Source organism: Cyanobium sp. NS01 (genome assembly GCF_014280235.1).
Lineage (GTDB): Bacteria > Cyanobacteriota > Cyanobacteriia > PCC-6307 > Cyanobiaceae > NIES-981.
This window is the reverse complement of the sequence record NZ_CP047940.1, coordinates 1,802,683-1,825,018: the sequence shown is the minus strand read 5'-3', so window position 1 is coordinate 1,825,018 and position 22,336 is coordinate 1,802,683. Positions and strand designations below refer to the sequence as shown.

23 protein-coding genes and 1 tRNA gene are annotated in these 22,336 nt (G+C 68.6%); 6 read left to right on the top strand and 18 right to left on the bottom strand.

Annotation, left to right across the window (positions count from 1 at the left end):
* Window positions 1-60 precede the first annotated feature (60 nt).
* The 5 genes from crtH to CyaNS01_RS09440 all read right to left on the bottom strand — a co-directional run bounded on the left by crtH (window position 61) and on the right by CyaNS01_RS09440 (window position 4,998).
* Window positions 61-1,602, bottom strand: coding sequence for a carotenoid isomerase (gene crtH / locus CyaNS01_RS09460; protein WP_186696868.1), 1,542 nt, complete (start codon window positions 1,600-1,602; stop codon window positions 61-63).
* 69 nt (window positions 1,603-1,671) lie between these two features.
* Entirely contained in the window at window positions 1,672-2,796 is a 1,125-nt protein-coding gene (locus tag CyaNS01_RS09455) for a linear amide C-N hydrolase (RefSeq protein ID WP_186696867.1), read from the bottom strand.
* Window positions 2,797-2,841: 45 nt separating this feature from the next.
* Window positions 2,842-4,260, bottom strand: a complete 1,419-nt coding sequence (trmFO, locus tag CyaNS01_RS09450) for an FADH(2)-oxidizing methylenetetrahydrofolate--tRNA-(uracil(54)-C(5))-methyltransferase TrmFO (RefSeq protein ID WP_225875611.1) — start codon at window positions 4,258-4,260, stop codon at window positions 2,842-2,844.
* A 28-nt stretch (window positions 4,261-4,288) separates the two neighbouring features.
* Window positions 4,289-4,411, bottom strand: a complete 123-nt coding sequence (locus CyaNS01_RS09445; RefSeq protein WP_186696866.1) for a photosystem II protein Y — start codon at window positions 4,409-4,411, stop codon at window positions 4,289-4,291.
* 80 nt (window positions 4,412-4,491) lie between these two features.
* Window positions 4,492-4,998, bottom strand: coding sequence for a gamma carbonic anhydrase family protein (locus CyaNS01_RS09440; RefSeq protein WP_186696865.1), 507 nt, complete (start codon window positions 4,996-4,998; stop codon window positions 4,492-4,494).
* 136 nt (window positions 4,999-5,134) lie between these two features.
* On the opposite strand from CyaNS01_RS09440, the gene CyaNS01_RS09435 reads away from it, so the two are divergent.
* Window positions 5,135-5,206, top strand: a tRNA-Lys gene (locus CyaNS01_RS09435).
* Between the two features lie 62 nt (window positions 5,207-5,268).
* Here CyaNS01_RS09435 and CyaNS01_RS09430 read toward each other — a convergent pair.
* From CyaNS01_RS09430 to CyaNS01_RS09405, 6 genes are all read right to left on the bottom strand, one after another.
* Complete coding sequence (locus CyaNS01_RS09430; protein WP_186696864.1) at window positions 5,269-6,378, bottom strand: methyltransferase domain-containing protein; 1,110 nt, start codon at window positions 6,376-6,378, stop codon at window positions 5,269-5,271.
* 26 nt (window positions 6,379-6,404) lie between these two features.
* Window positions 6,405-7,412, bottom strand: a complete 1,008-nt coding sequence (gene arsS, locus CyaNS01_RS09425; RefSeq protein WP_186696863.1) for an arsenosugar biosynthesis radical SAM (seleno)protein ArsS — start codon at window positions 7,410-7,412, stop codon at window positions 6,405-6,407.
* Window positions 7,413-8,144, bottom strand: coding sequence for an anti-sigma factor domain-containing protein (locus CyaNS01_RS09420; RefSeq protein ID WP_186696862.1), 732 nt, complete (start codon window positions 8,142-8,144; stop codon window positions 7,413-7,415).
* Complete coding sequence (locus tag CyaNS01_RS09415; protein ID WP_225875610.1) at window positions 8,144-8,755, bottom strand: sigma-70 family RNA polymerase sigma factor; 612 nt, start codon at window positions 8,753-8,755, stop codon at window positions 8,144-8,146. Before CyaNS01_RS09415 ends, CyaNS01_RS09420 begins: the two co-directional genes overlap by 1 nt.
* A 77-nt stretch (window positions 8,756-8,832) precedes the next feature.
* Window positions 8,833-9,216: a DoxX family protein gene (locus CyaNS01_RS09410; RefSeq protein WP_186696860.1), complete on the bottom strand. Its 384-nt coding sequence runs from the start codon at window positions 9,214-9,216 to the stop codon at window positions 8,833-8,835.
* Window positions 9,217-9,235: 19 nt separating this feature from the next.
* Window positions 9,236-9,487 carry a DUF2811 domain-containing protein gene (locus CyaNS01_RS09405; RefSeq protein ID WP_186700588.1) on the bottom strand — a complete coding sequence of 84 codons (252 nt, stop codon included), beginning with the start codon at window positions 9,485-9,487 and terminating at the stop codon, window positions 9,236-9,238.
* A 484-nt stretch (window positions 9,488-9,971) separates the two neighbouring features.
* Here CyaNS01_RS09405 and CyaNS01_RS09400 point away from each other — a divergent pair, with 484 nt between their 5' ends.
* The 3 genes from CyaNS01_RS09400 (at window position 9,972) to CyaNS01_RS09390 (ending at window position 13,822) form a co-directional block, all read left to right on the top strand.
* Window positions 9,972-12,140, top strand: coding sequence for a glutamine synthetase III (locus tag CyaNS01_RS09400; protein WP_186696859.1), 2,169 nt, complete (start codon window positions 9,972-9,974; stop codon window positions 12,138-12,140).
* A 290-nt stretch (window positions 12,141-12,430) separates the two neighbouring features.
* Complete coding sequence (locus CyaNS01_RS09395) at window positions 12,431-12,907, top strand: helix-turn-helix domain-containing protein (RefSeq protein WP_186696858.1); 477 nt, start codon at window positions 12,431-12,433, stop codon at window positions 12,905-12,907.
* A gap of 114 nt (window positions 12,908-13,021) precedes the next feature.
* The gene (locus tag CyaNS01_RS09390) at window positions 13,022-13,822 is read left to right on the top strand and encodes an acyl-CoA desaturase (RefSeq protein WP_186696857.1); all 801 of its coding nucleotides are present in this window, start codon (window positions 13,022-13,024) and stop codon (window positions 13,820-13,822) included.
* Window positions 13,823-13,970: 148 nt separating this feature from the next.
* Here the strand turns inward: CyaNS01_RS09390 and CyaNS01_RS09385 are convergent, their stop codons facing one another.
* From CyaNS01_RS09385 to CyaNS01_RS09375, 3 genes are all read right to left on the bottom strand, one after another.
* A complete protein-coding gene (locus CyaNS01_RS09385; RefSeq protein ID WP_186696856.1) occupies window positions 13,971-14,282 on the bottom strand; it encodes an RNA-binding protein in 312 nt (103 codons plus the stop codon).
* A gap of 177 nt (window positions 14,283-14,459) precedes the next feature.
* Window positions 14,460-16,868: a glycogen/starch/alpha-glucan phosphorylase gene (locus CyaNS01_RS09380; protein WP_225875609.1), complete on the bottom strand. Its 2,409-nt coding sequence runs from the start codon at window positions 16,866-16,868 to the stop codon at window positions 14,460-14,462.
* Between the two features lie 137 nt (window positions 16,869-17,005).
* Complete coding sequence (locus CyaNS01_RS09375) at window positions 17,006-17,287, bottom strand: 2Fe-2S iron-sulfur cluster-binding protein (RefSeq protein WP_186696854.1); 282 nt, start codon at window positions 17,285-17,287, stop codon at window positions 17,006-17,008.
* A 223-nt stretch (window positions 17,288-17,510) separates the two neighbouring features.
* Between CyaNS01_RS09375 and CyaNS01_RS09370 the strand changes: the two genes are divergently transcribed.
* Complete coding sequence (locus CyaNS01_RS09370; protein WP_186696853.1) at window positions 17,511-18,152, top strand: histidine phosphatase family protein; 642 nt, start codon at window positions 17,511-17,513, stop codon at window positions 18,150-18,152.
* A 19-nt stretch (window positions 18,153-18,171) separates the two neighbouring features.
* On the opposite strand, the gene bioA is transcribed toward CyaNS01_RS09370, so the two are convergent.
* Window positions 18,172-19,485 carry an adenosylmethionine--8-amino-7-oxononanoate transaminase gene (gene bioA, locus CyaNS01_RS09365; RefSeq protein WP_225875608.1) on the bottom strand — a complete coding sequence of 438 codons (1,314 nt, stop codon included), beginning with the start codon at window positions 19,483-19,485 and terminating at the stop codon, window positions 18,172-18,174.
* A 164-nt stretch (window positions 19,486-19,649) separates the two neighbouring features.
* On the opposite strand from bioA, the gene CyaNS01_RS09360 reads away from it, so the two are divergent.
* Window positions 19,650-20,402 carry a phycobilisome rod-core linker polypeptide gene (locus CyaNS01_RS09360; protein WP_186696852.1) on the top strand — a complete coding sequence of 251 codons (753 nt, stop codon included), beginning with the start codon at window positions 19,650-19,652 and terminating at the stop codon, window positions 20,400-20,402.
* A 4-nt stretch (window positions 20,403-20,406) separates the two neighbouring features.
* Here the strand turns inward: CyaNS01_RS09360 and CyaNS01_RS09355 are convergent, their stop codons facing one another.
* From CyaNS01_RS09355 to CyaNS01_RS09345, 3 genes are all read right to left on the bottom strand, one after another.
* The gene (locus CyaNS01_RS09355) at window positions 20,407-21,090 is read right to left on the bottom strand and encodes a hypothetical protein (protein WP_370561499.1); all 684 of its coding nucleotides are present in this window, start codon (window positions 21,088-21,090) and stop codon (window positions 20,407-20,409) included.
* 21 nt (window positions 21,091-21,111) lie between these two features.
* Entirely contained in the window at window positions 21,112-21,747 is a 636-nt protein-coding gene (locus CyaNS01_RS09350) for a TMEM165/GDT1 family protein (protein ID WP_186700576.1), read from the bottom strand.
* 64 nt (window positions 21,748-21,811) lie between these two features.
* Entirely contained in the window at window positions 21,812-22,258 is a 447-nt protein-coding gene (locus CyaNS01_RS09345) for a universal stress protein (RefSeq protein ID WP_186696851.1), read from the bottom strand.
* Window positions 22,259-22,336 lie beyond the last annotated feature (78 nt).

Below are 22,336 nucleotides of genomic sequence, written 5' to 3'. Positions count from 1 at the left end.
AGGGAGCGGCGTTGGACTCCACGTTATGAAGGCTGCCGGGGCGACGTGGCTGCCCGTGGCTCAGGCCGGCAGCGCCCAGGGGTTGAGCCCCAGGTCGGCACCGATCCGGTGGGCGCAGGCGAAGCCGCTGAAGGCCACGGCGTTGAGGCCCTGGCCCGGGAAGCAGGAATCGCCCACGCAGTAGAGCCCGCTGACGCCGGTGCGGTTGAAGGGCATCGGCAGCAGCCCCGGCAGCCGCAGGGCCGGCACGGGCCCGTAGCTGCCGCCGCTGCGGCCCAGGAAGCGCCGGTGGGTGCGGGGGGTGCCGATCTCCCGGTGGCGGATGGCGCCGCTGAGGCCAGGCAGGATCGTGTCCAGCCGCTGGATCAGGCGCGCCGCATCGGCCTCCTTCTTGGCGGCGTAGGCGCCCGGGCTGAGCTGGCTCCAGGCCTCGATGGCGCTGGGGGTGAAGCTGTGCAGGATGTGGTGGCCCTCAGGCGCCAGGGAGGGATCGAGCAGCGTCGGCATCGACACGAACACCACCCCCTGCTCGGCCTCCATCGCCTCCCAGGCCTCCAGCAGCAGGTGGTGGCAGTGGAAGCCCTCGGGCACCAGGGCGGCGTCGATGCCGAGGTGCAGCGAGAGGAAGGAACTGGAGGGCTTGTAACGCCGCCGCCAGGTGGCCTCGGCAGCGGGGGTGTCGGCCGCCTCCACCAGGGTGCTGCGGGGCGAATCCTCCCCCGCGAAGGTGTCCCAGCGGGTGGCATTGCTCACCACCCGGCGGCAGTGGATCTGTTCGCCATCGGCCAGCTCCACCCCCACGGCCTGGCCGTTCTCCAGCAGCACCCGGGTGACGCGGCAGCGGTAGCGGATCGTGCCGCCGTGGCGCTCCAGGCCCGCCACCAGCTTCTCGGCGATCGTGCCGACGCCGCCGCGGGGGTAGTTGATGCCGCCGGCGTGGCGGTCGGAGAACACCATGCCGGCGTTGATCATCGGCGTGAGATCCGCCGGCATCACCGACCAGCAGAAGCACTCCATGTCGATGAACTTGAGCAGCGCCGGATCGCGGATGTGGCGCCGCGCCACCGCTCCAGCGTTCTCCGGCAGCCAGCGGGCCAGCCCCAGGCAGGCCAGCGGCGCCTTGAAGAACACCTTGGCCAGGTAGGCGGGATCCTCCAGCGACAGCAGCGGCATCGCATCGAGGCAGCGGAACACCTGCCAGCAGGTGTCGTAGAAGGCGCGGATGCCCCTGGCCTCGTGGGGGAACAGGGCGGTGAGATCGGCGATGAAGGTGTCGTAGTCACGGTCCACCGCCACCTCCAGGCCATCGGGCAGGTGGTAGGCCAGCTGGGCTGGATCGGGCACCGTGGCGCAGTGCTCGCCCACATCGGCCAGGGCGCGGGTGAGCAGGTTGGTGTGGCCCTTCTCGCCGAAGCCGAAGATCATCGAGGCGCCCACATCGAAGGTGTAGCCCTCGCGCCTGAAGCTGCCGCCGCTGCCGCCCGGGATCAGGTAGCGCTCCAGCACCAGCACCCTGGCACCCTTGGCAGCCAGCTGGGTGGCGGTGACCAGCCCGCCGATGCCGGAGCCGATCACAATGGCGTCCCACTCTGGCCGCTCCACCGTGGTCTCGCTCTCAACAGGGCGCGACCCTAGGACCGAGACCAGCCGTGACGTCTGGCGCGGGAGTGCTCAGTTGAGCCGCACCTCCAGGGTGGGGCTCACCGCGTCGGGCTGCTGGGGCCCCATCGGCAGCAGCTTCAACTGACCGCCTGCGGCGCTGAGGGCCTGGCGCAGATCGAGGGTCCGCACCCGCTGATCGCCGAAGGTCTTCCAGTTGAAGGTGAGATCCCTGAGGTTGGAAACGCTGGTCCAGGTGGTGTAGTCGGGGGTCACCTCGGCTGTGCCGGCCGGCGGCCTGGCCACGCCGAGCGGGATGTCGAAGTTGTTGAGGATGTGGAAGAGCTGGCCCACTGCCGCCGTGGTGGTGGGGCTCTTCGAGGCGTTCTGGGTGAAGAACACCATCCGCACGAAGCGCGACGGCGGGCTGAAATCTCCTGGCAGGCCCATGCTGCCGGCACCCATGCCGAAGGGGGTGAGCTTGAGCTGGCCCGCACCGGGGGCCCCGATCGTGGAAGCGGGCGCGTAGGCGCTGCTGACGGTGAGGTAGTTGGTGAGGTTGGTGAGGTGCCAGGGGAAGGTGGGTGCGTTGGTGAGCACCCGGGTGGGGTTGTCGTGCACCAGCAGGCGGCCATCCCGCGGCTCGATGACGATGCTCTTGCCGCTGGCATCCTGCACCTTGAAATGCACATCGGGCACCGCCCCCAGCAGGCTGATCACCTGGGCCGTGAGCTCCACGCCGCTCAGGCCGGCCTTCACCTCCTCCACGGTGGCGAAGTTGGCCAGCAGCCAGGTGCCCAGCTGAGCCGGCGCCAGGGTGCGATCCTGCCGCGCCCGGGCCTCGGGGGTGTACTGGGCGAAGCCGGGGAAATAGAAGAGGCCCACATTGAGCCCCTTTTCGTTGAGCCCATCCAGGATCATGTCCGCGTACTGGGCCGCGGTGGCCCCCACGAATCCGTAGCGGGAGCGATAGCTGAGGCCCTTGCCCCGGTTACTGGAGCCAGTGAAGCTGCTGCCCGCCGGCCACACGGCGATCTGTGAATCGAGCGGTTTGCCGAATTCCAGCGTGCGCCCCACCGCCACACCCCCATCGGTGGCGGTGAGGGCTCCCCCCGTGCAGGCCAGGGCCAGGGGGGCCGTGGTCAGGACCAGTACAGCGGTGCTGGCGGCGGTCAGGCCGAGGCCGAGGCGCGACATGGTCGAGGGGACTGCTGGGGATGGAAGACCAGCTGTTGCGGCAGGCTAGGTCCGGGCTTCGGCATAGACAGGCTCAATCAGGCGCTCGCGGCAGCTGCCGGGCGATCCGGCTGAGATGCCGCAGAAGGGCTCCAGATCCGCCAGGGAGCGATCGCGGTAGGCGCCATAGCGGCGGCGCTTGTCGCGGATGCGCTCGGGCAAGTCCGGCATCAGGGCGAAGTTGGGCGGCATCGGCTGGAACTTGCCGCTGGGCGCCGTGGCGATGAAGTGGAGCAGCGCCCCGGCCATGGTGGTGGGCGGCAGCCGCAGCGGCTCCAGGCCCCTGGCCAGCCGGGCCGCGTTGGTGCCGGCCAGCCAGCCACCGGCCACGGCCGCCGCGTAGCCCTCGGTGCCGGTGATCTGGCCGGCGGCGAGCAGGGTGGGGCGCTGCCGGAACTGCAGGGTGCTCTCCAGCAGCTGGGGAGCCTCCAGGAAGGTGTTGCGGTGCATCACGCCGAAGCGCACAAAGCTGGCGTTCTCCAGCCCCGGGATCAGCTGGAACACCCGCTTCTGCTCGCCCCATTTCAGGTTGGTCTGGAAGCCCACCAGGTTCCAGAGTCGGCCGTCGCGGTCCTCCTGGCGCAGCTGCACCACGGCATGGGCCCGCCGGCTGCGGCGCACCTCCCGGTCGTGCAGGTCGCCCCAGCGGGGATCCCAGAGCCCGATCGGCTTGAGCGGGCCGTAGCGCATCGTGTCTTCGCCGCGGCGGGCCAGCTCCTCGATCGGCAGGCAGCCCTCGAAGAAGCTGGCGCTCTGGGTGTCGAAGTCCTTGAGCTCGGCCTGCTCGGCCTCCAGCAGGGCCTGGCGGAAGACCCGATACTGCGCCTCGCCCATCGGGCAGTTGATGTAATCGGCGTCGCCCTTGTCGTAACGCGAGCCGCGGAAGGCCACCGAGAGATCGAGGCCCTCCCCCTCCACGATCGGGCTGGCGGCATCGAAGAAGTGGCAGTCGGCCCGGCCCGTGAAGGCGCGCAGGTCGTCGGCCAGGGCATCGCTGGTGAGCGGCCCGGTGGCCAGCACACCGATTTCGTCGGGCCCGGGCAGGCAGCGCTGCTCTCCCCGCTCCACCGTGATCAGGGGGTGGCGCTCCAGGGAGGCGGTGAGGGCGGCACTGAAGCGGCCCCGGTCCACGGCAAGGGCACCGCCTGCCGGCACCGCATGGCGATCGGCGGTGCCGATCACGGTGGATCCGAGCCGGCGCAGCTCCTCCTGCAGCAGGCCGGCGGCCCGGTCACTGGATAGGGCGCCGAAGCTGTTGCTGCACACCAGCTCCGCGAATTCAGCGCTGTGGTGGGCCGGCGAGCGCCGCAGGGGCCGCATCTCCACCAGCCGCACCCGAAGGCCGGCCGAAGCGATCTGCCAGGCGGCCTCTGTGCCCGCCAATCCAGCCCCCACCACGGTGATCACTGGCTGCTCAGAGGGCACGGAGGAATCGGTTTGGTCTGCCGTGAACTCAGGCGCGGGCGCGCCTGATCATCAGCTGCAGCTGGCCCACGGCAGCGCGGCCGATGTGAAACACGGCCCAGCCGGCAGCGAGCAGGATCGGAGCGGCAACCAGCACCAGCCGAGCGTCCATGGAGGGCAGAGGGAAGTTTGGTGATCTTAAGGACAGGCCGCCGCTGTGGTGCCTCCGGGCTGGTGCTCTGATTGGTTTTGTTAGGTGGCCCCGCGCCCGGCATGGACCATGGCCAGCTCCCGGTAGTGGCGGGCATGGTCGAGCTGCTCGGCCATCGCCTCCTCGCTGAGCTGGCGTTTCACCTGGGCCGGGGCCCCCATCACCACGGCGCCGGACGGCACATCGCGGGTCACCACCGATCCCGCCGCCACGAGGGCTCCCCGTCCCACGGTCACGCCGTTGAGCACCACAGCGCCGATGCCGATCAGGCACCCGTCCTCCAGGGTGGCGCCATGGATCACGGCCCGATGGCCGATGGTCACGCCGGCGCCGATCAGCACGGGCTGGCCAGGATCGCCGTGCAACACAGCTCCGTCCTGCACATTGCTGCCGGCACCGATGCGGATGGCGCAGAGATCACCGCGGGCCACGGCGGTGGGCCAGAGGCTGGCCCCCTCAGCCAGCTCTACGGCGCCGATCACCACCGCACTGGGGGCCACCCAGGCGTCGGGGTGGATGGTGGGGTCGGGCCAGGGGAGGGGAGCCATGGTCGAATGCCGGAGGTTGGGGTGGCGAACTGGCGGACTGGGTCGGAGCCATTTTCCGGGCTCCAGAACCCGCCCGCTGTGCTGTTTGGAGGAGGTCGCCACGGGGTGATACGTTCCATGGGTGCCCCAAGGGCGCGGGTCGCTAGCTCAGCGGTAGAGCACTCGGCTTTTAACCGATTGGTCCTGAGTTCGAATCTCAGGCGACCCATTGCGATCCGACGCGGCGTTGATCCAGCGGCGCCGCTGATCTGTCTGCAGACGCTCGACTGCTCAGCAGCAGCTGCCCGCTTCCGCCCCGGCAGTGGGCAGCTCCCGGCCGCCGGGCTCAAAGGGCAGCGTGCCGCCGCAGCCGGGAAACAGGCCGTAGTGCCGGCTGAAGTCGCCGATGAAGCTGAAGTGCTCAGCGAAGCGACTCTCCGCCAGCATCCGGTAGGTGTTGCCGCACACCGGGAACACCCGGCCGGTCTCGATGCTGTGGTGCTTGTCGAAGTCCAGCCGATGGGGCTGGCCCGGCACGCTGCCGCGATAGATCACCGCCTGGCCATGGTCCTCGCAGGCGTCCTCGAGGCTGTCGCAGTGGAACAGGCGGTAGGTGGCTGAGAAGAACTGCAGCTCGCCGGTGCGGGCCGCCAGCTGCGGGTCGGTGATCGCCAGGGGACGGTCCTCCACCAGGCGCGGGTCGGCAAAGCCGGCCTGGCGGGCCAGGCGCAGGAAGTCGTTCCAGTAGAGGGCTCCGCCGAGGCATTCGCCGTAGAGCACCGGATCGAGGCGCAGTGCCTCGGGCACGCGCCGGTCGGCATAGACATCGGCGAAATAGAACTCTCCCCCGGGCCGCAGCAGGCGGCGCACGCCGCTGAGCACCGCCCGCTTGTCGGTGCTCAGGTTCACCACGCAGTTGGACACCACCACATCGAAGCTGCCCGGCTCCAGCCCCAGGGCGTCGAGCTGCTCGATCCGCCCCTCCAGCAGCTGCACGTTGGCAAAGCCGAACTGCTCGGCATGGAAGGCCTGGTGCTCGCGGGCCACCGCCAGCTGCTCGGCGGTCATGTCCACCCCCACCACGCTGCCCGTGGGGCCCACGAGCTGGGAGAGCAGGTAGACGTCGCGGCCGCTGCCGCAGCCCAGATCCAGCACCCGGGCGCCCTCCAGCAGGGGGGGCATCACCAGGCCGCAGCCGTAGTAGCGGGCCAGCACCTCGGGGTGGAGGCGGGCCAGCAGTGGCTTCAGGTCGGCCGGCAGGGCGGTGGCGTCGCAGCAGGCGCTGGTGCGCAGGTCGGCGCTGCTGCTCAGCACCGTGCCGTAGTAATGCTGAACCTGGCGGCTGAGGTCCTGGTCGGGCTGGGCGGCGTCGCAGCCGGCCCGGTCACTGGTGGTGGTCATGGGGAGAGGAAGGAGTCCGGGTGGCGTCAGGCCAGGGAGCCGCTGCAGCTGGAGCCACTGCCGGCAGTGCAGCCGAAGCAATGCTCGCCCACGGCGATCGGCTGGTGCCTGGGATCCAGCCGCAGCAGATCCCTCAGGTGGAGCCTGGGCCTGTCACTGCCGCCAGCAGGCAGGTCGAGCATCTGGTTGAAGTCACAGTCGAACAACTGCCCCTGCCAGTCGACGCTGATCAGCGAGCGGCACATCACGCCATCCAGGTTGGCGTCGCGATGGCTGGAGCGCAGCAGCTCGAGGTAGCTCTCCAGCTGGCCGCTGGCCTTGAGCACTGCCGCGAAGCGCTGGATCGGCATGTTGGCCAGGGCGAACAGCTGGTTGAAGCGGAGGCCGAAGTCGCGCTCCAGCACCTGCTTGTATTGCGCCTCCAGCTGCTGCTGGGGCGGCGGCAGGGCGGCCCCCTGGGGGTTGTACACGAGGTTCAGCACCAGGCCTGAGCCCTGCTCGCCGTAGCCCAGGGCCTGGAGCTGCTGCAGGCCGGCAATACTGCGCTCGAACACGCCATCGCCGCGCTGACGATCCACGTTGTCGGCGGAGTAACAGGGTAGGGAGGCCACCACCACCACCTCCTGGTCGGCCAGGAAGGCCGCCAGGTCCTCCTGGCCGGGTTCGCTGAGGATGGTGAGGTTGCAGCGGTCGATCACCGTCACCCCCAGCTGGCGCGCCTGCCGCACCAGCTGGCGAAACAGCGGATGCAGCTCCGGGGCGCCGCCGGTGAGATCCAGGCTGCCCAGACCCCTGGCCTTCAGCACCTGGGGGATCAGGGCCGCGGTGGCGGCGTCCATGCTCTCGGTGCGGGTCGGGCTCGCGCCCACGTGGCAGTGGCTGCAACTCTGGTTGCAGCGGTAGCCCAGGTTCACCTGGAGGCAACTGAGGGCCTGGCGCCGCAGGGCTGGAAAGCCCGGGGGCTCTGCCGCTACGCCGTTGCTGCCGGCGCTGGGCTGGCTGCTGCGGCTGGTGCTGAGGGATGCGCTGGACATTCAGACGCTGGTGAGAACGCGGGGACCCCGGGGCTGATCCCCCCCCGGGCGCAGGGGTTCGAGGCTGATGCTCAGCTTGCTGGCGCTGCTGGAGGGCTCGGTTGGAATCGGCATCGCCACGGTGCCGGCCAGGTCCGGCACGAACTGCACGCAGCCCACCTGCCGGCCGTCCACCTCGGCCCAGAGACGGTAGGCGTGCTGGGGCGGAGGCGCTGGCAGGCCCTTGAGCCGCAGCAGGTTGTAGCCCTGGTCGGCCTGCACCACCACCTGGCCGCTCACGGCACCGCTGGGGGTCATGCCCTTGAGGGCCATGGTGCGGCTCACGGGCAGGGGATCCCCCGCGGCGCCGGCGGCCGGCGGCCGTTCGGCCAGCTGGTGGCGCAGCTGCTGCACCTGCACGCCCATCAGCACCAGAGCGCCGGCCATGGCGGCCATGGCCACTCCCGCCCAGCGGGGGGGAGCTGTGGCCGCGGGCCGGGCCGGGGCGGGGGCAGCCGGTTTGAGCAGGCGCCGCCGCAGCCGCGCCGGCGGAAGCTCCTGGTTCGGCAGGGCCAGGGGCAACAGCTGCAGGGTGGTGGTGAGCTCGTCGAGACGCACCTGCAGACTCGGGTCGGCGGCCAGGTGGCGCTGCAGTTCCGCCTGCTCGGTCTCATCGAGATCGCCAAGGGCGTGGCCGGCCAGCAGTTCATCGAGAGCGCTGCCGGTCGGTGGTGTCAGATCGGGTGCGGACATCAGCGGCGCGGGGAGGGAGAAGGGGTACTGGGCTGGCCGACGGGGCCAGGACCGGCCTGGAAATCGACCATGTGGCGCCGCAGGGCCAGCAGGCCCTGGCGGGAGCGGGTCTTCACCGTGCCCAGGGGGATCTGCAGCCGCTCCGCCACCGCGGACTGGCTCAGGCCCTGGTAGTAGGCGAGTTCCAGCACCTGCCGCTGCTTGGGATCGATCTGACCCAGGGCCAGGGCCATGCGCTCGCCCAGGTCGGTGAGTTCGGCCCAGCGCTGGGTGCTGGGGGGCTCGTGGCCCAGCAGTTGGTGGGACCACTGCTGCAGGATCTGCCAGCGGTTGCGCTGCTGGGACAGCTTGTTCAGAGCCATCGAGCGGGTGAGCAGCAGCAGATAGGCCAGCACGGGCCCCCGGCTGGGGTCATAGCTGCCCTGCCGCCAGAAGCGCAGGAACACATCGTGCACCAGGTCTTCGGCGGCGTGGCTGCTGCGGCAGAGCCTCAGGGCCAGGCGGTAGACCGCCGGGCTGTAGGCGTCATAGAGCGACGCCAGATCACCGTGGTCGATCTCCAGGTCCGGCGCGTCGGCTGCGCCGGCGTGCAGCGCAGCTGGCTGCTTCAAGGCGCCAGTTGTTCCCTGGGCAGATCGGGGGTGCGGGGGCGCCATGGCCGTCTTGGCAGGGAGCAGATCTGGAGCCTCTACCTGCGAACGGGCCGATCGGATGGGGCCTCCCGATCAATCACCAGCAGCAGGCCGCCCATGATGGCCAGATTCTTGAACAGCTGGATCCGTTCCTGGGGATCCTCCAGGGCGGTGTGGAACACCAGGGTGGCGGGCACGAGGAACACCAGCAACAGGGCAGCCCCCAGGCGCTGACGCCAGCCGCTGATCACCAGGACCGAGCCCACGGCCATCAGGGCCATCGACACCGCCAGCACCACTGCTGGGATGGGCAGCCCCCGCTGCTGCATCTGGGCTGCCACCGCCCCGAAGCCCCCCATCTTGCCCAGCAGGGATTGCAGGAACACCAGGCAGAGCAGGGTGCGCCCCAGGGCGGCCCACCAGGAAAACGAACGGGTCATGGCTGGGCAGGCAGGTTGTTCAGGCTGGGGCCGATCCCGGCTTGCCGGAGGTGTTCTCCCGCTGGAACAGTCCGTCGAGATAGTGACGCACCACGGCCCGATCCTGGCAGCCCTGCTGGAACAGGAACCCTGCCAGGGCGGCTTGCATCAGCCGGTACTGGTCCCACTGGGGATGGGTGCGCACGAACTCGCCCATCGCCTCGAACAGGTCTTCGGGGAACTGGTTCTCGATCGACACGGTGGCCGGGGCATGGTTGGGGATGGCGCTCATCGGGCTGCGGCTCAACGGGGTGTCGCTCAAGGGGATCAGTCGCGCTTCGACCCCATCAGGCCATGGCGAGTGGCCGGCGTCAAAGCCGCGGCTCAGGGCCCCATCCCGCCAAGACGCACGCTGAGAAGTGAGTGGGGATGGGGCTGCCTGGGGAGTTGCTGCCGGCTTGCCCCGAGGCCGTCAGGCCTCAGCCCCGGGCCGTCAACGGGAGAACCGCTTTTCCACGGAGATTGGCCACGCCGGCGCCGCTGGGCCGGTTGCCCGCCGTGACGGCTGGGGAAAACCCCGCGTGCCAGTGGGGAAAAACCACAGGAGCGGCGGAAAAGTTGATTGCTCAGCAATGGTGATCGGTCGCAGCGGCCCAGCGGCCTTCTGGTCATCGCTCCACCGCGTCGGTCCAGAAGCACTTCGACGAGTTGTATCAATCGCGCCATTGGGGGGGATGGTCGGCGGGCTTGGCTACCCCACAGCCCATTTTCGGACTATGCCTTCAAACCCGCGGCTCCACGCCATCGACACGATCCTGGCGCGGCCCCTGGTGCCCACCACGCCCGCCACCTCGCTTGAAGAGCTGTGGGCCAGCGATGTGTTCACGCTCGAGAAGATGAAGTCGGCGCTGCCGAAGAACGTCTTCAAATCGATCCAGCGCTGCATCCGCGAAGGCAGCAAGCTCGATACCTCCGTGGCCGATGTGGTCGCCCAGGCCATGAAGGACTGGGCCACAAGCCGAGGTGCCCTGTACTACGCCCACGTCTTCTACCCGCTCACCAACCTCACCGCGGAGAAGCACGACGGCTTCATCTCGGCCCAGGGGGATGGTTCAGCCTTCACCGAATTCAGTGGCAAGGTGCTGGTTCAGGGGGAACCTGACGGCTCGTCCTTCCCCAACGGCGGTATCCGCTCCACCTTTGAGGCCCGCGGCTACACCGCCTGGGATGTGACCAGTCCGGCCTATCTGATGGAGACCCCCAATGGGGTCACCCTCTGCATCCCCACGGTGTTCGTGTCCTGGACCGGCGAGGCCCTCGACAAGAAAACCCCTCTGCTCCGCTCCAACAAGGCGATGAACAAGCAGGCCCAGCGCCTGCTGAAGCTGCTGGGTGAAACCGAAATCGCCACGGTGAACTCCAGCTGCGGTGCTGAGCAGGAGTACTTCCTGGTGGATTCGGCCTTCACCGCCCTGCGGCCCGATCTGCAGCTCGCCGGTCGCACCCTGGTGGGAGCCCCTCCGGCCAAGGGCCAGCAGTTCGATGACCACTACTTCGGTGCGATCCCCGAACGGGTGCAGGTGTTCATGCAGGACGTCGAGCGGCAGATGTATCGCCTCGGCATTCCCGCCAAGACCCGCCACAACGAGGTGGCCCCGGGTCAGTTCGAGCTGGCGCCCTACTTCGAGGCCGCCAACGTGGCCACCGACCACCAGCAGCTCACCATGACCGTGCTCAAGAGCACGGCCAAGAGGCATGGCTTCAGCTGCCTGCTGCACGAGAAGCCCTTCGCCGGCGTCAACGGCAGCGGTAAGCACGTCAACTGGTCGATCGGCAACCCCACCCAGGGCAATCTGCTCGATCCGGGTTCCACGCCCCACGAGAACCTGCAGTTTCTGCTGTTCTGCTCCGCCGTGATCCGTGGCGTGCACCTGTTCGGTCCGCTGATGCGGGCCGCCATCGCCACCGCCAGCAACGACCATCGCCTCGGGGCTAACGAGGCGCCGCCGGCGATCATCTCGGTGTATCTGGGCAGTCAGCTGGAGGATGTGTTCCAGCAGATCCGCTCCGGCAGCCTGCAGGGTTCGGCCCAGGCGGCGCTGATGTCCCTTGGCATCGACACCCTGCCCGAGCTCAACAAGGATCCCGGCGACCGCAACCGCACCTCACCCTTCGCCTTCACCGGCAACCGTTTCGAGTTCAGGGCTGTTGGCTCCGGCCAGTCGGTGGCTGGTCCGCTGGTGGTATTGAACACGATCCTGGCCGATTCCCTCGAGTGGTTGAACGACCAGCTGGAGGCTGCCATGGCCGCCGGCAGCAGCCTCGATGAGGCGGCCCTGGCGGTGATGAAGGACGTCATGAACCAGCACGGTGATGTGGTGTTCGGGGGGGATGGCTATTCCTCCGAATGGCACCGCATCGCCGTGGAGGAGCGTGGACTCGAGAACCTGCCCACCTCCGCCGACGCCCTGCCGGTGCTGGAGCGGCCTGACGTGACGGCCCTGTTCGAGCGCCAGGGCGTGCTCTCGCCGCTGGAGCTCGAAAGCCGCTTCGAGGTCTACGCCGAGCAGTACGTGCAGGCGATCGAGGTGGAGGCCCGCCTGCTGCTGCGCCTGGCCCGCACCCAGATCTATCCGGCGGTGTCGGACAGCCTGGGCAAGATGGCCTTCTCGATCAAGAGCCAGGAGAAGGTGGGCCTGTCCCCCGACACCTCCATGCTCAAGACGATGGAGTCCTTGGGCGGGCAATTGCTGGAAGGCTGCACGGCCCTGGAGGAGGCCATGGCGGTGCATCCCGACGGCATTCATGCCCACCTGCGCCACTGTGCCGATGGGGTGCTGCCGGTGATGCTCAAGATCCGCGCCGCCGCCGATGGTCTCGAGCAGCTCATCGACGATGACGCCTGGCCGCTGCCCACCTACCAGGAGATGCTGTTCATGCGCTGAGCCTGGCTGGCTCGCACGTTCGGTTGGCTCTGGGCAGGATGGCGAAAGTCCCCTGCCCAGAGCGACCCATGGATCCAGATGTGGTGCTTCCGATCGGGGCCGGCCTGGTGCTGATCGTGCTGATCGTGGTAGGCGCGGTGGTGATTGTGCTGCGCCCCAGCGACCTTCCCGATCGCAGGCCCTGATTCGCGCTCATCAGCCCTGATTCGGTTGGTTGCAGCAGGCATCGATCTGTTCCACTCCAGCCCACACCTCTGGTGCTCCCGTCATGTCCTGCCTATGACGAGGGCATGCCCTCAGGATCGGGAGTCCTGCCGTTGATCCGCGCCATTCCCAGGGATTGCCCCGCGGCGAGCCCAGCCCTGAGCCGCCTGGTGGTGGGCCAGGCCCTGGGCTATTTCGCTCTGCATTTCCGGCGTCCGATCGCCATGGCCGCAGTGGCCGACGCCCTGGGCATTTCGGAGGCCTGCCTCGACTTCTGCTTTGACCAGTCGCGGGGCATGACCCCCTACGAGGCCCTGCAGCACCATCGGCTCAACCGCCTGTTTGCGGCCATCACCAGGCAGCCCCGCCGCTCGCTCACCAGGGCCATCCTGGCCTGCGGCCTGCAGCGCAGTGCAGACACATTGACACGCTTCGAAGCCACCTTCGGCATCGCCATGCCCCTGTTCCTGCTCACCTGCCGGCGGGCTGAGCAAGATCGCCACTTTCGCCGTGGCCATCCCCAGCGGGCGGCCCTGGTGCTGGCGCAGGCCTCATCCGCCTAGGCCCATCTGCCTAGGATCAATCCTGTCAGTGAGATTGTTCTGTCAACCCCTGTTGCGGCCGGCCAACGCCCCTTCCTGTTGAGGCGGCTGCTGCACGGCCTGGGCCCCAAGCTGATGATTCTCATCCATCTGGGCTGCGCCGTACTGCTGTGGACTGGGCTGGGTGTGGGAGCGGCCCTCTGGGCCGTGGCCCTCTATCTGCTCAGGATGCTCGGCACCACCGCCATCTACCACCGGCTGCTCACCCACGGCAGCTACCGAGCTCCGCGCATGGTGTGGTGGATCGGCTCCCTGGTGGCCTGCTCCTCGGGCCAGATGGGCCCCAGCTGGTGGAAAGCGCACCACCTGCAGCACCACCGCCATGTGGATACGGCGGCCGACCCCCACACGCCGCTGCAATCCGCCAACGGCTGGCGCGGTTTCTGGCACTCCCAGGTGGGCTGGCTGCTCACGCCCGAGTTCCACCCTGCCGAACTCCCGGCAGACATCGAAGCCGATCCGGTGCTGCGCACGATGGATCGCCTGCACGTGGTGCCCGTGCTGGCCCTGGCGGCACTCTCCTGGCAACTGGGCGGGCTGGAGTGGCTGGGCGCGTTCTGTCTCAGCACCGTGGTGCTCTACCACGCTGTGGCCAGCGTCAACTCCCTGGCCCACCTCTTCGGCGACCAGCCCTTCAACACGGGCGATGACAGTCGCAACAATGGCTTCGTGGCACTGATCACCCTGGGTGAGGGTTGGCACAACCTGCACCATGGCTTCCAGGCTTCGGTGCGGCAGGGGTTCACGCTGCGCCATGGCAAGGTGCGCCGGCTGCCTGATCCCACCTACAGCTTCGTGCGCCTGCTGCAGAAGCTCGGCTGGGCCAGTCAGTTGCGGCTGCCGAGTGATCACGCGCTCCTGGCCAGGGCACGCTGAGGCTGGCGCCACTGCGGCCCCTGCCGGCGCCGTGAGTCACACAACAGGTCACAGCAAAAAGCCGCCCCCGAGAGGGACGGCTAGGTGGGCTGAATCAATGCGTGCCGGTTGAATCAGCTGGTGAGGCCAGCCGAGTCAACCGGTCTGATCACCAGCGGCTGCCGCCGCCACCGCCACCGCCGCCGGCGCCGGCGTACTGGCGGCCACCGCCACCACCGGTGCGGGGCTCAGCCTTGTTGACACGGATGTTGCGGCCCATCCATTCGACGTTCTGAAGATCGTCGATGGCCTTGGTCTCGTCGGCCTCGTTGGCCATCTCAACAAAGGCGAACCCGCGCTTGCGACCGGTGTCACGGTCGAGGGGCAGGGTGCACTTGCGCACAGCGCCGTATTCGGAGAACAGGTGCTGAACGTCTTCAACCTCAGCGTCGAACGAGAGGTTGCCTACGTAAATGGTCATGAAATCTGGTCTTTGAGTCAATGAATCGATTCGTCGAAGCCCTGAGAAAAGTTGCTGGCCTAGTGGAGAAACCTTGTTGGAGCCGCCGTTTCGGAGAGAAACCTGCTGAAGACTGCTTTTGAATCCCTTTCACCCTACACGACTGAAGCAGGACGCTCCGGAAGCTGGCCCAGGGCCTCAGGCCTTCTGGAAGGCGTTGGTTGTGGCCTCCACGGCGATGGGCTGCACGTTCCAGATCCGCTCGGCGTACTCCTGAATCGAGCGATCGCTGGAGAAGAAGCCGCAGCCCATGGTGTTCGCCACCGACATGCGCGCCCAGCGGGTCGGGTCCTGCCAGCAGGCATCCACCTGCTCCTGGGCCAGCCGGTAGCCGCCGATGTCGGCCATCACCTTGAACGGATCGTGGCTGGTGAGGTTGGCCAGCAGTGGATGGAAGAGGTCGCGATCGCCCTCACTGAAGTGGCCGGCGCCGATCAACTCGATCGCAGCACGCACCACGGGGTCTTTCTCGATCCAGGGCATGGGGTGGTAGCCCATCTGATCGAACTCCTGCACCTGTTCAGCGGTGTGGCCGAAGAGGAAGAAGTTCTCGGCGCCTACCCGGTCGCGGATTTCCACGTTGGCGCCATCGAGGGTGCCGATCGTGAGGGCGCCGTTGAGGGCCATCTTCATGTTGCCCGTGCCGGAGGCCTCCTTGCCGGCGGTGGAGATCTGCTCGGAGAGGTCCACGGCGGGATAGATCTTCTGGCCGAGGCTCACACTGAAATTCGGCACGAACACCACGCGCAGCCGCCCCTCCATGGCGGGATCCATGTTCACGATTTCAGCGATGCCGATGATCAGCCGGATGATCAGCTTGGCCATGGCATAGCCCGGAGCGGCCTTGCCCCCGAAGATCACCGTGCGTGGCGGCAGGTCCTCGCCGTTGCGCAGCCGCAGATAGCGCTCCACCACGTGCAGAGCCGCCAGGTGCTGGCGCTTGTACTCGTGGATGCGCTTCACCTGCACATCGAAAATCGAGGCCGGATCGAGCAGCAGTCCCTGGCTCTGGTGGATGTGGTGCACCAGGCGCTGTTTGGAGGCGTCACGCACCTGCATCCAGCGGGCCAGGAAGCCCGGATCCTCCATGTGGCCGGAGAGATCCTGCAGATGGGTGAGATCACGGCGCCACTGGCTGCCGATCACCTCATCCAGCAGGCTGGCCAGGCCGGGGTTGGACACCAGCATCCAGCGCCGCGGTGTGACGCCGTTGGTGACATTGGTGAAGCGATCCGGCCAGAGCTCGGCGAAGTCGGCGAGCACGTGGCGGCGCAGCAGGTCGCTGTGCAGTTCGGCCACCCCGTTGGTCTGGTGACAGCCCACCACGGCCAGGTTGGCCATGCGCACCTTGCGCTGCGGACCCTCCTGGATCAATGAGAGGCGCGCCAGCTTCTCAGGCTGGCCCGGGTACTTGATCCGGGCCATGCGCAGGAAGCGCGCGTTGATCTCGTAGATGATCTGCAGGTGGCGCGGCAGCAATTGCTCGAACAGCTCCACCCCCCAGGTTTCGAGGGCTTCCGGCAGCAGGGTGTGGTTGGTGTAGCTGAGGCTGGCGGTGGTGACTCCCCAGGCGGTCTCCCAGTCGAGCTGGTGCTCATCCAGCAGCAGCCGCATCAGCTCGGCCACGGCAATGGCTGGGTGGGTGTCGTTGAGCTGGACGGCGAACTTGGTGTGGAAGGCGGTGGCGGGCAGCCCCTGACCCTTGAGGATCCGGAACATGTCCTGCAGAGAGCAGCTCACGAAGAAGATCTGCTGGGAGAGGCGCAGGCGCTTGCCCTGCTCCATCTCGTCGTTCGGATAGAGCACCTTGGAGAGGGTTTCCGACTGCATCTTGTGCAGCACGGCCTTGGTGTAATCGCCGGCGTTGAAGGAGGCGAAGTCGAGGGCCTCAGGCGCTGCGGCGGCCCACAGGCGCAGGGTGTTGGCGGTGCGCACCCCATAGCCGAGGATCGGCGTGTCGTAGGCCACGCCGATCACCGTGTGCTGGCCGATCGTCACCGGGTAGCTCCACTCCGGCCGGATCACTTCCCAGGGGTTGCCCTGGGCCAACCAGGCATCGGTGATCTCCTGCTGGCCCCGGGAGGTGATCTGCTGACGAAAGATGCCGAACTCGTAGCGGATGCCATAGCCGATGGCCGGAAGCTCCAGCGTGGCCATCGACTCCTGGAAACAGGCGGCCAGCCGGCCGAGACCGCCGTTGCCCAGCCCCGGTTCCGGCTCCTCGTCGATCAGCTTCTCCAGGTCGAGCCCCAGTTGGGCACAGGCGTCCTCGGCCTCCTGGCGCAGGCCCAGGTTCACCAGGTTGTTGTCGAGGTGAGGTCCAAGCAGATACTCCGCCGACAGGTACACCGCCGTGCGCACCTGGGCGCGGGTGTAGGTCTCGGCGGTGTCGACCCAGTTGTGCAGCAGGCGATCGCGCACCGCCAGGGCGAGGCTGCGGTAGTGGTCGTGGCGGGTGGCCAGCGAGGGGGCCTTGGCCTGGCTGAAGAACAGATGCCGCTGCATGTCTTCGGCCAGGGGCCGGTGGATGAAGCAGCTTCGGCTCATGGAGCTGGGATCGGCCATGGGAGCCGGGATGGGCTGAAAGAAGATCCGTTCTGCTTCTGGCGCAAGTTTGGTGCTGTCGGGATCACTACAGAAGGCCGGCCCTGTGAGGGAAGCGGGTCAGGTCTTGCCGGGGCAGCTCAGAGTTCGCTCTCCATGTCGGGCTTGATTGAGCAGTCGCTCTGGGGGTAGCTCACACACAGCAGGGCAAAGCCGGCTTCGATCTGTTCGTCGTCCAGGAAGCTCTGGTCCGACTGGTCGACGCTGCCGCTGAGCACCTTGCCGGCACAGGTGCTGCAGGCGCCGGCCCGGCAGGAATAGGGCAGATCGATGCCCGCCTCTTCAGCCGCATCCAGGATGTAGGTGTCGTCGCTGCAGCTGAAGCTGCGGCCGTCGTCGAGGCTGATGGTGAAGCTGGCCATGGCAAGGGAGCCCAGGGGCGCTCGGTGGGAGAGCTCCATTGCATCCCCGGCGCCGTTCCCATCCTGTGATCGGGAACACCGCTGTGATGATTCGATCACATCGGCTTCCCTCCCCCGTGCCCCGATGGGGCGTGGGGGAGCAGGGACACACCGCTCGGCCCTCAGTCGCTCGGGCCCGGCGGCAGGCTGGTAGCCCATCACCGCCGCCGCAGGCCCCTGAGCGATGACCGCCCCGGCTCCGCCCCCTCCTTCTGGTCGCCAGCCATCCCCGCCAGCTGCTGCGACGCCCCATGAGGTGCTGCTGGTGCGCCACGGTGAGACCGCCTGGAGCCTTTCGGGCCAGCACACCGGCCGCACCGATCTGCCGCTCAGCGCGCGGGGCGAAGCCGAGGCGCGTCAGCTGCAGCCGGCCCTGGCGGCGCGGCCCTTCGCCCTGGTGCTCTGCAGCCCGCTGCAGCGGGCACGCCAGACCTGTGCCCTGGCGGGGCTGGCGGAGCGGGCCGTCATCGACCCCGATCTGAGGGAGTGGGATTACGGCCGCTACGAGGGGCTGACCACAGACCAGATCCACGCCGAGGCGCCGGACTGGCTGGTGTTCCGGCATGGCTGCCCGGAGGGGGAATCCCCGGGCCAGGTGGCCCGCCGGGCGGATCGGGTGATCGCCAGGGCCCGCGCGGCCGAGGGGCCGGTGGTGCTGTTCGCCCACGGTCACCTGCTGCGGGTGCTGGCGGCCCGCTGGCTGGAGCTGCCGGCGGCGGCCGGTGCCCAGCTGCTGCTCGACACCTCCTCACGCTCAGTGCTCTCGTGGTATCGGGGCATCCCGGCTCTGGGCTGCTGGAATGCCCCCGTGGCGGGCCCCGGCTGACGGGGGCTTCGGCTCTGTTTCAGAGCTGATCGAGAGCTGAGTGCAGAGCGCTGTAACAGCGCTCCAGCTGGGCCTCGTCGAGGCAGAGCGGCGGCAGGAGGTACACCACGTTGCCGAGGGGTCGCACGTACACCCCCTCCGCCAGGCAGTGGCGCTGAATCTGGCGGCCCACCGCGCTGAGGTAGCCCGGTTGGTTCACAGCCACGTCAAAGGCCGCCACGGTGCCCAGGCAGCGGGGACGCCGCACCAGCGGGTGGCGGCTGAGGGCCTCCAGCCGGGGCCGGTGGCGAGCCTCGAAGCTGCGATAGCGCTCTGGGAAGGCCTCCAGCAGGTCAAGGCTGGCCAGGGCCGCCGCGCAACCCAGGGGATTGGCGGTGAAGCTGTGGCCATGGAAGAAGGTGGCCATCGGGTCGCTGCTGACGAAGCCCTGGTAGAGCCGCTCGCTGGCCAGGGTCACCCCCATGGGCAGGAAGCCGCCGGTGAGCCCCTTGGAGAGGGCCATCAGGTCGGGCTGGAGGCCCGCCCGCTGGCAGGCGAACAGGGCGCCGCTGCGGCCGAAGCCGGTCATCACCTCATCGGCGATCAGCAGGGCGCCACTAGCCCGCACCCTCGCCTCAACCGCCTGCAGAAAGGCCGGCCGCACCATCGCCATGCCGGAAGCTCCCTGGATCAGGGGTTCCAGGATCACCGCCGCCGTGGGCACGGCCAGGGCCCGCTCCAGGGCCTCCAGGGCCGCCTGTTCCCTGGTCTCCACGCTGGCGTCGTGCCAGCAGGTGTGGGGCCAGTCGACCCGGGCCACGCAGAACAGCCATGGATCGAAGGGGGTGGTGAACAGGGAGCGGGCCCCCACGGCCATGGCCCCCACGGTGTCGCCGTGGTAGGCCCCCTCGAAGGCGACCAGCTGGCGGCGCTCCGCCCCCTGGTTGTGCCACCACTGCCAGGCGATCTTGAGGGCCACCTCCACCGCCGTGGAGCCGTTGTCGGAAAAAAAGAGCCGCTCCAGCCCCGTCAGGGCGCTGAGCCGCTCCGCCAGCCGCTCGGCCGGGCCATGGCTGAAGTCGGCGAAGATCACCTGCTCGAGGGCCTGGCTCTGGGCGCTGACGGCCGCGGCGATGCTGGCCTCGGCATGGCCATGCAGGGTCACCCACCAGCTGCTGATGGCGTCGATCAGGGTGCGGCCGTCATCGAGCTCCAGCAGGGCGCCACGGCCGGCCACGGCCCGCAGGGGTACCGGCGCCGTGGCCACCTGGGTGGTGGGGTGCCACAGGTGCGGATGCCAGCGGGGCTGAGGATCGAAGTCCTGCGGCATGGTCAGCGGCACGTTCAGCTGCATGGTGGGCTGTCTCAGACGGGCTGCGTGCCGGCCGGGGGAGAGTCTGCTCGGCCGCGGCAACAAAGGTCCATGAACTGAGGTCACGCTCTGTGAGTTTTTACCCAGGCAGCGTCCGATTTTGGACGGAGCTGGATACCTTCCCTCAACGCCCTCTTCTCTCTTCCATGGCTCTGCCCCTGCTGGATGTCAAGCCCACGGCCGTGAACGCCCGGGTCGCCAACTTCATGCCGGCCACCGAGGAGTCGCCGCTGAGGGCCCCCTTCGCCCTGACGCCGACCCAGGATCCCGCCAGCGTGGATGTGCAGATCGACCAGGCCTACCGCCAGATCTTTTTCCACGCCTTCCGCAGCGACCGCGACCCCGTGCTGGAGTCGCAACTGCGCTCAGGCCAGATCCGCATGCGCGACTTCATCCGGGGCCTGCTGCTCTCCGAGAAGTTCCGCCAGGACTTCTACCGCTGCAACAGCAACTACCAGATCGTGGAGCAGGTGGTGGGCCGGGTGCTGGGCCGGCCGGTGTACGGCGACCAGGAGCGGATCGCCTGGTCGATCCTGATCGCTGAACAGGGGCTGCCCGCCTTTGTGGATGCCCTGCTGGAGTCCGACGAATACCTCTGCCAGTTCGGCGACGATCAGGTGCCGTTCCAGCGCTCCCGCACCCTGGCCGGCAAGGCGGTGGGCCAGGTCCCCTTCAACCAGCAGGCTCCCCGTTACGGGGCCTACTGGCGCGACACCAATGCCCGCCGCCTGCCCTCCGCCGGTTCCAGCCCCTGGCAGCCCGGTGTGCCCAGGCCCGCCTGGCTGCGCGATCAGCCCAGCCCCCTGGCCCGCAAGATCTGGTCGGGCACGATCCTCTTCGGTGTGGGCTTCCTCAGTGTCGTCAGCCTGATCACCGTGGTCGCCATGCTGCGCACCTGAGCCCTCAGGGGCTGGGGGGGGCTGGCTTGTTGCTGTCCTGGAGGGAGGGAAAGCTCTCCCTGATGGCGGCGGCCAGCTCCTGACGGATGCTGGCCCGGAAGCTCCTGGCCGCCTCGGCCGTCAGCACGGGATAGCTCTGGTCGCTGTTGGCCTCGCCGCGCAGGGGCTTCCAGCTGGTGCTCTCCCGTGCTTTCAACTCCGCCACCGGGGCCTGGAAGTCGAAGCTGAGGCTGGAGGCTGTCTCGTCCAGTGCTGCGATCCAGGCCTCCCGCCGCTCCTGCAGGGTGCGGGCCTTGAGGGTGTCGGGCAGGCCGAGCACGGGTTGGTAGTGATCGAGCACGGCCAGCTCCTCTTCCAGCAGCACGCGCCAGGCACCGATCTCCCCTTCGGCCAGCTGCTGCTCGGCCGGGCTGGCCGCCATGGCGTCCCGGTGCAGAGCCAGCCAGCGGTAGTGGGACTTCTCCTGGAGGGTCTTCTTCTGGGCCGACTTCCCTTTCTGGCGCTTGGGCAGCAGGGCCTCGGCCTTGCGCAGGAAGGCCCGATCCTCCGGCTCGAGGTTGATCGCTCCCCAGCGCTGGCGGTACTCCCACAGCTCCTCATAGCGGCGCAGGTCCTCCGCGGACCAGCCCAGGGCCTGCAGTTCCTCGGTCCTGCTGCTCTCGTCCTTCACCACCACCAGCTCACGCAAGGTTGGTGGGCAGCGTAAGGGTCAGCCCAGGGCCTGGTGGAAGGCCACCACGGCGAACAGCAGAAACAGGCCGCCCCCCAGGCGGTAGAGCAGTCGTTCATCCACCCGGTCGCCGATCCAGCGGCCTGATCCCACAGCCAGGGCCGTCACCAGGGCGTGGCCCAGCAGGGTGCCGGCCAGCAGTCCGGCGAAGGTGAAGCCGGGGGCGGTGGCCAGCACGATCGTGGCCAGCTGCGTGCGGTCGCCCAGTTCAGCGATGAACACCAGGGCGAAGGCCTCCCAGATCACGGCCAGGGGGCGGCTGCTCAGCAGCTGGCGATCGGCGGCGATCACGGCCTGCTCCGCTTCCTGGGCCTCGCCGCGGGCGGCATCGGCCGGCAGGGCCTGGGCCTCCAGCAGCAGCCGGATGCCGAACACCAGGAACAGGCCCCCCGCCAGCCAGGGCAGCAGGCGCACCGGCAGCAGCTCCCGCAGGCCGTAGCCCACCCCGAGGGAGAGCAGGGTCACCACCGCCAGGGCCGCGAAGCTGCCGAGAAACACCCAGCGGCGCGGGTGCCGCACCGCCAGGATCAGGGCCATGAAGAAGGTCTTGTCGCCGAGCTCCGCCACGGTGATGGCACTCAGGCCGGAGCCGAAGGCAGCCAGGCCCGGATCCATGCTCACCGCCCCAGCCCCCAGCGAATCCTCTTAATACCACCAAAGCGGCTGCTGCCACCCCCGCTCAACGCACCACCAGCACCGGACAGGAGCTCTGGGTCAGAACCCGCTGGGTCTCGCTGCCGAGCAGCAGCCCCTGCAGCCCGCGCCGGCCGTGGGAGGCCATCACGATCAGGTCGCAGGCCTGGCTGCGGGCCTCCTCCAGGATCGCCATGGAGGGCTGGGCACTGATCCGTTTCACCACCTCAGCGCTCACCCCGGCCTGTTCCGCCGTGGCGGCGGCGGTGTCCAGGATCTGCTGCGACTGCAGCTGGGCCGCCTTCATCAGCGCCTCGATGGCGCCGGTGTCCACCAGTTCTCCCGCTCCCACCAGGGAGACCGGCAAGGTCCCCTCCACCGTCAGGATGCGCAGCCGAGCCCCCAGGGCCTTGGCCAGAGCCAGGGCCTGCAGCAGGGCCCGCTGCGACAGCTCCGAACCATCGGTGGCGACAAGCAGGTGTTGAAACGTCATGGTGAAGCCCGGTGCCTGACTCCGGTTTAGCCCCGCCATTGGCCTGGCGCCCGGGCTTCGCGCACTCCCGCTGCAGCG

Bases quoted from the DNA above. Each gene is read 5' to 3' on its own strand.
- CyaNS01_RS09455 (WP_186696867.1), bottom strand. From the start codon at position 2,796: ATGTCGCGCCTCGGCCTCGGCCTGACCGCCGCCAGCACCGCTGTACTG.
- CyaNS01_RS09385 (WP_186696856.1), bottom strand. From the start codon at position 14,282: ATGACCATTTACGTAGGCAACCTCTCGTTCGACGCTGAGGTTGAAGAC.
- CyaNS01_RS09405 (WP_186700588.1), bottom strand. From the start codon at position 9,487: ATGAGCGCCATCCCCAACCATGCCCCGGCCACCGTGTCGATCGAGAAC.
- CyaNS01_RS09410 (WP_186696860.1), bottom strand. From the start codon at position 9,216: ATGACCCGTTCGTTTTCCTGGTGGGCCGCCCTGGGGCGCACCCTGCTC.
- CyaNS01_RS09375 (WP_186696854.1), bottom strand. From the start codon at position 17,287: ATGGCCAGCTTCACCATCAGCCTCGACGACGGCCGCAGCTTCAGCTGC.
- CyaNS01_RS09440 (WP_186696865.1), bottom strand. From the start codon at position 4,998: ATGGCTCCCCTCCCCTGGCCCGACCCCACCATCCACCCCGACGCCTGG.
- CyaNS01_RS09430 (WP_186696864.1), bottom strand. From the start codon at position 6,378: ATGACCACCACCAGTGACCGGGCCGGCTGCGACGCCGCCCAGCCCGAC.
- CyaNS01_RS09400 (WP_186696859.1), top strand. From the start codon at position 9,972: ATGCCTTCAAACCCGCGGCTCCACGCCATCGACACGATCCTGGCGCGG.
- bioA (WP_225875608.1), bottom strand. From the start codon at position 19,485: ATGCAGCTGAACGTGCCGCTGACCATGCCGCAGGACTTCGATCCTCAG.
- CyaNS01_RS09380 (WP_225875609.1), bottom strand. From the start codon at position 16,868: ATGAGCCGAAGCTGCTTCATCCACCGGCCCCTGGCCGAAGACATGCAG.
- CyaNS01_RS09370 (WP_186696853.1), top strand. From the start codon at position 17,511: ATGACCGCCCCGGCTCCGCCCCCTCCTTCTGGTCGCCAGCCATCCCCG.
- CyaNS01_RS09395 (WP_186696858.1), top strand. From the start codon at position 12,431: ATGCCCTCAGGATCGGGAGTCCTGCCGTTGATCCGCGCCATTCCCAGG.
- CyaNS01_RS09360 (WP_186696852.1), top strand. From the start codon at position 19,650: ATGGCTCTGCCCCTGCTGGATGTCAAGCCCACGGCCGTGAACGCCCGG.
- CyaNS01_RS09390 (WP_186696857.1), top strand. From the start codon at position 13,022: ATGATTCTCATCCATCTGGGCTGCGCCGTACTGCTGTGGACTGGGCTG.
- arsS (WP_186696863.1), bottom strand. From the start codon at position 7,412: ATGTCCAGCGCATCCCTCAGCACCAGCCGCAGCAGCCAGCCCAGCGCC.
- CyaNS01_RS09445 (WP_186696866.1), bottom strand. From the start codon at position 4,411: ATGGACGCTCGGCTGGTGCTGGTTGCCGCTCCGATCCTGCTCGCTGCC.
- CyaNS01_RS09420 (WP_186696862.1), bottom strand. From the start codon at position 8,144: ATGTCCGCACCCGATCTGACACCACCGACCGGCAGCGCTCTCGATGAA.
- CyaNS01_RS09345 (WP_186696851.1), bottom strand. From the start codon at position 22,258: ATGACGTTTCAACACCTGCTTGTCGCCACCGATGGTTCGGAGCTGTCG.
- CyaNS01_RS09350 (WP_186700576.1), bottom strand. From the start codon at position 21,747: ATGGATCCGGGCCTGGCTGCCTTCGGCTCCGGCCTGAGTGCCATCACC.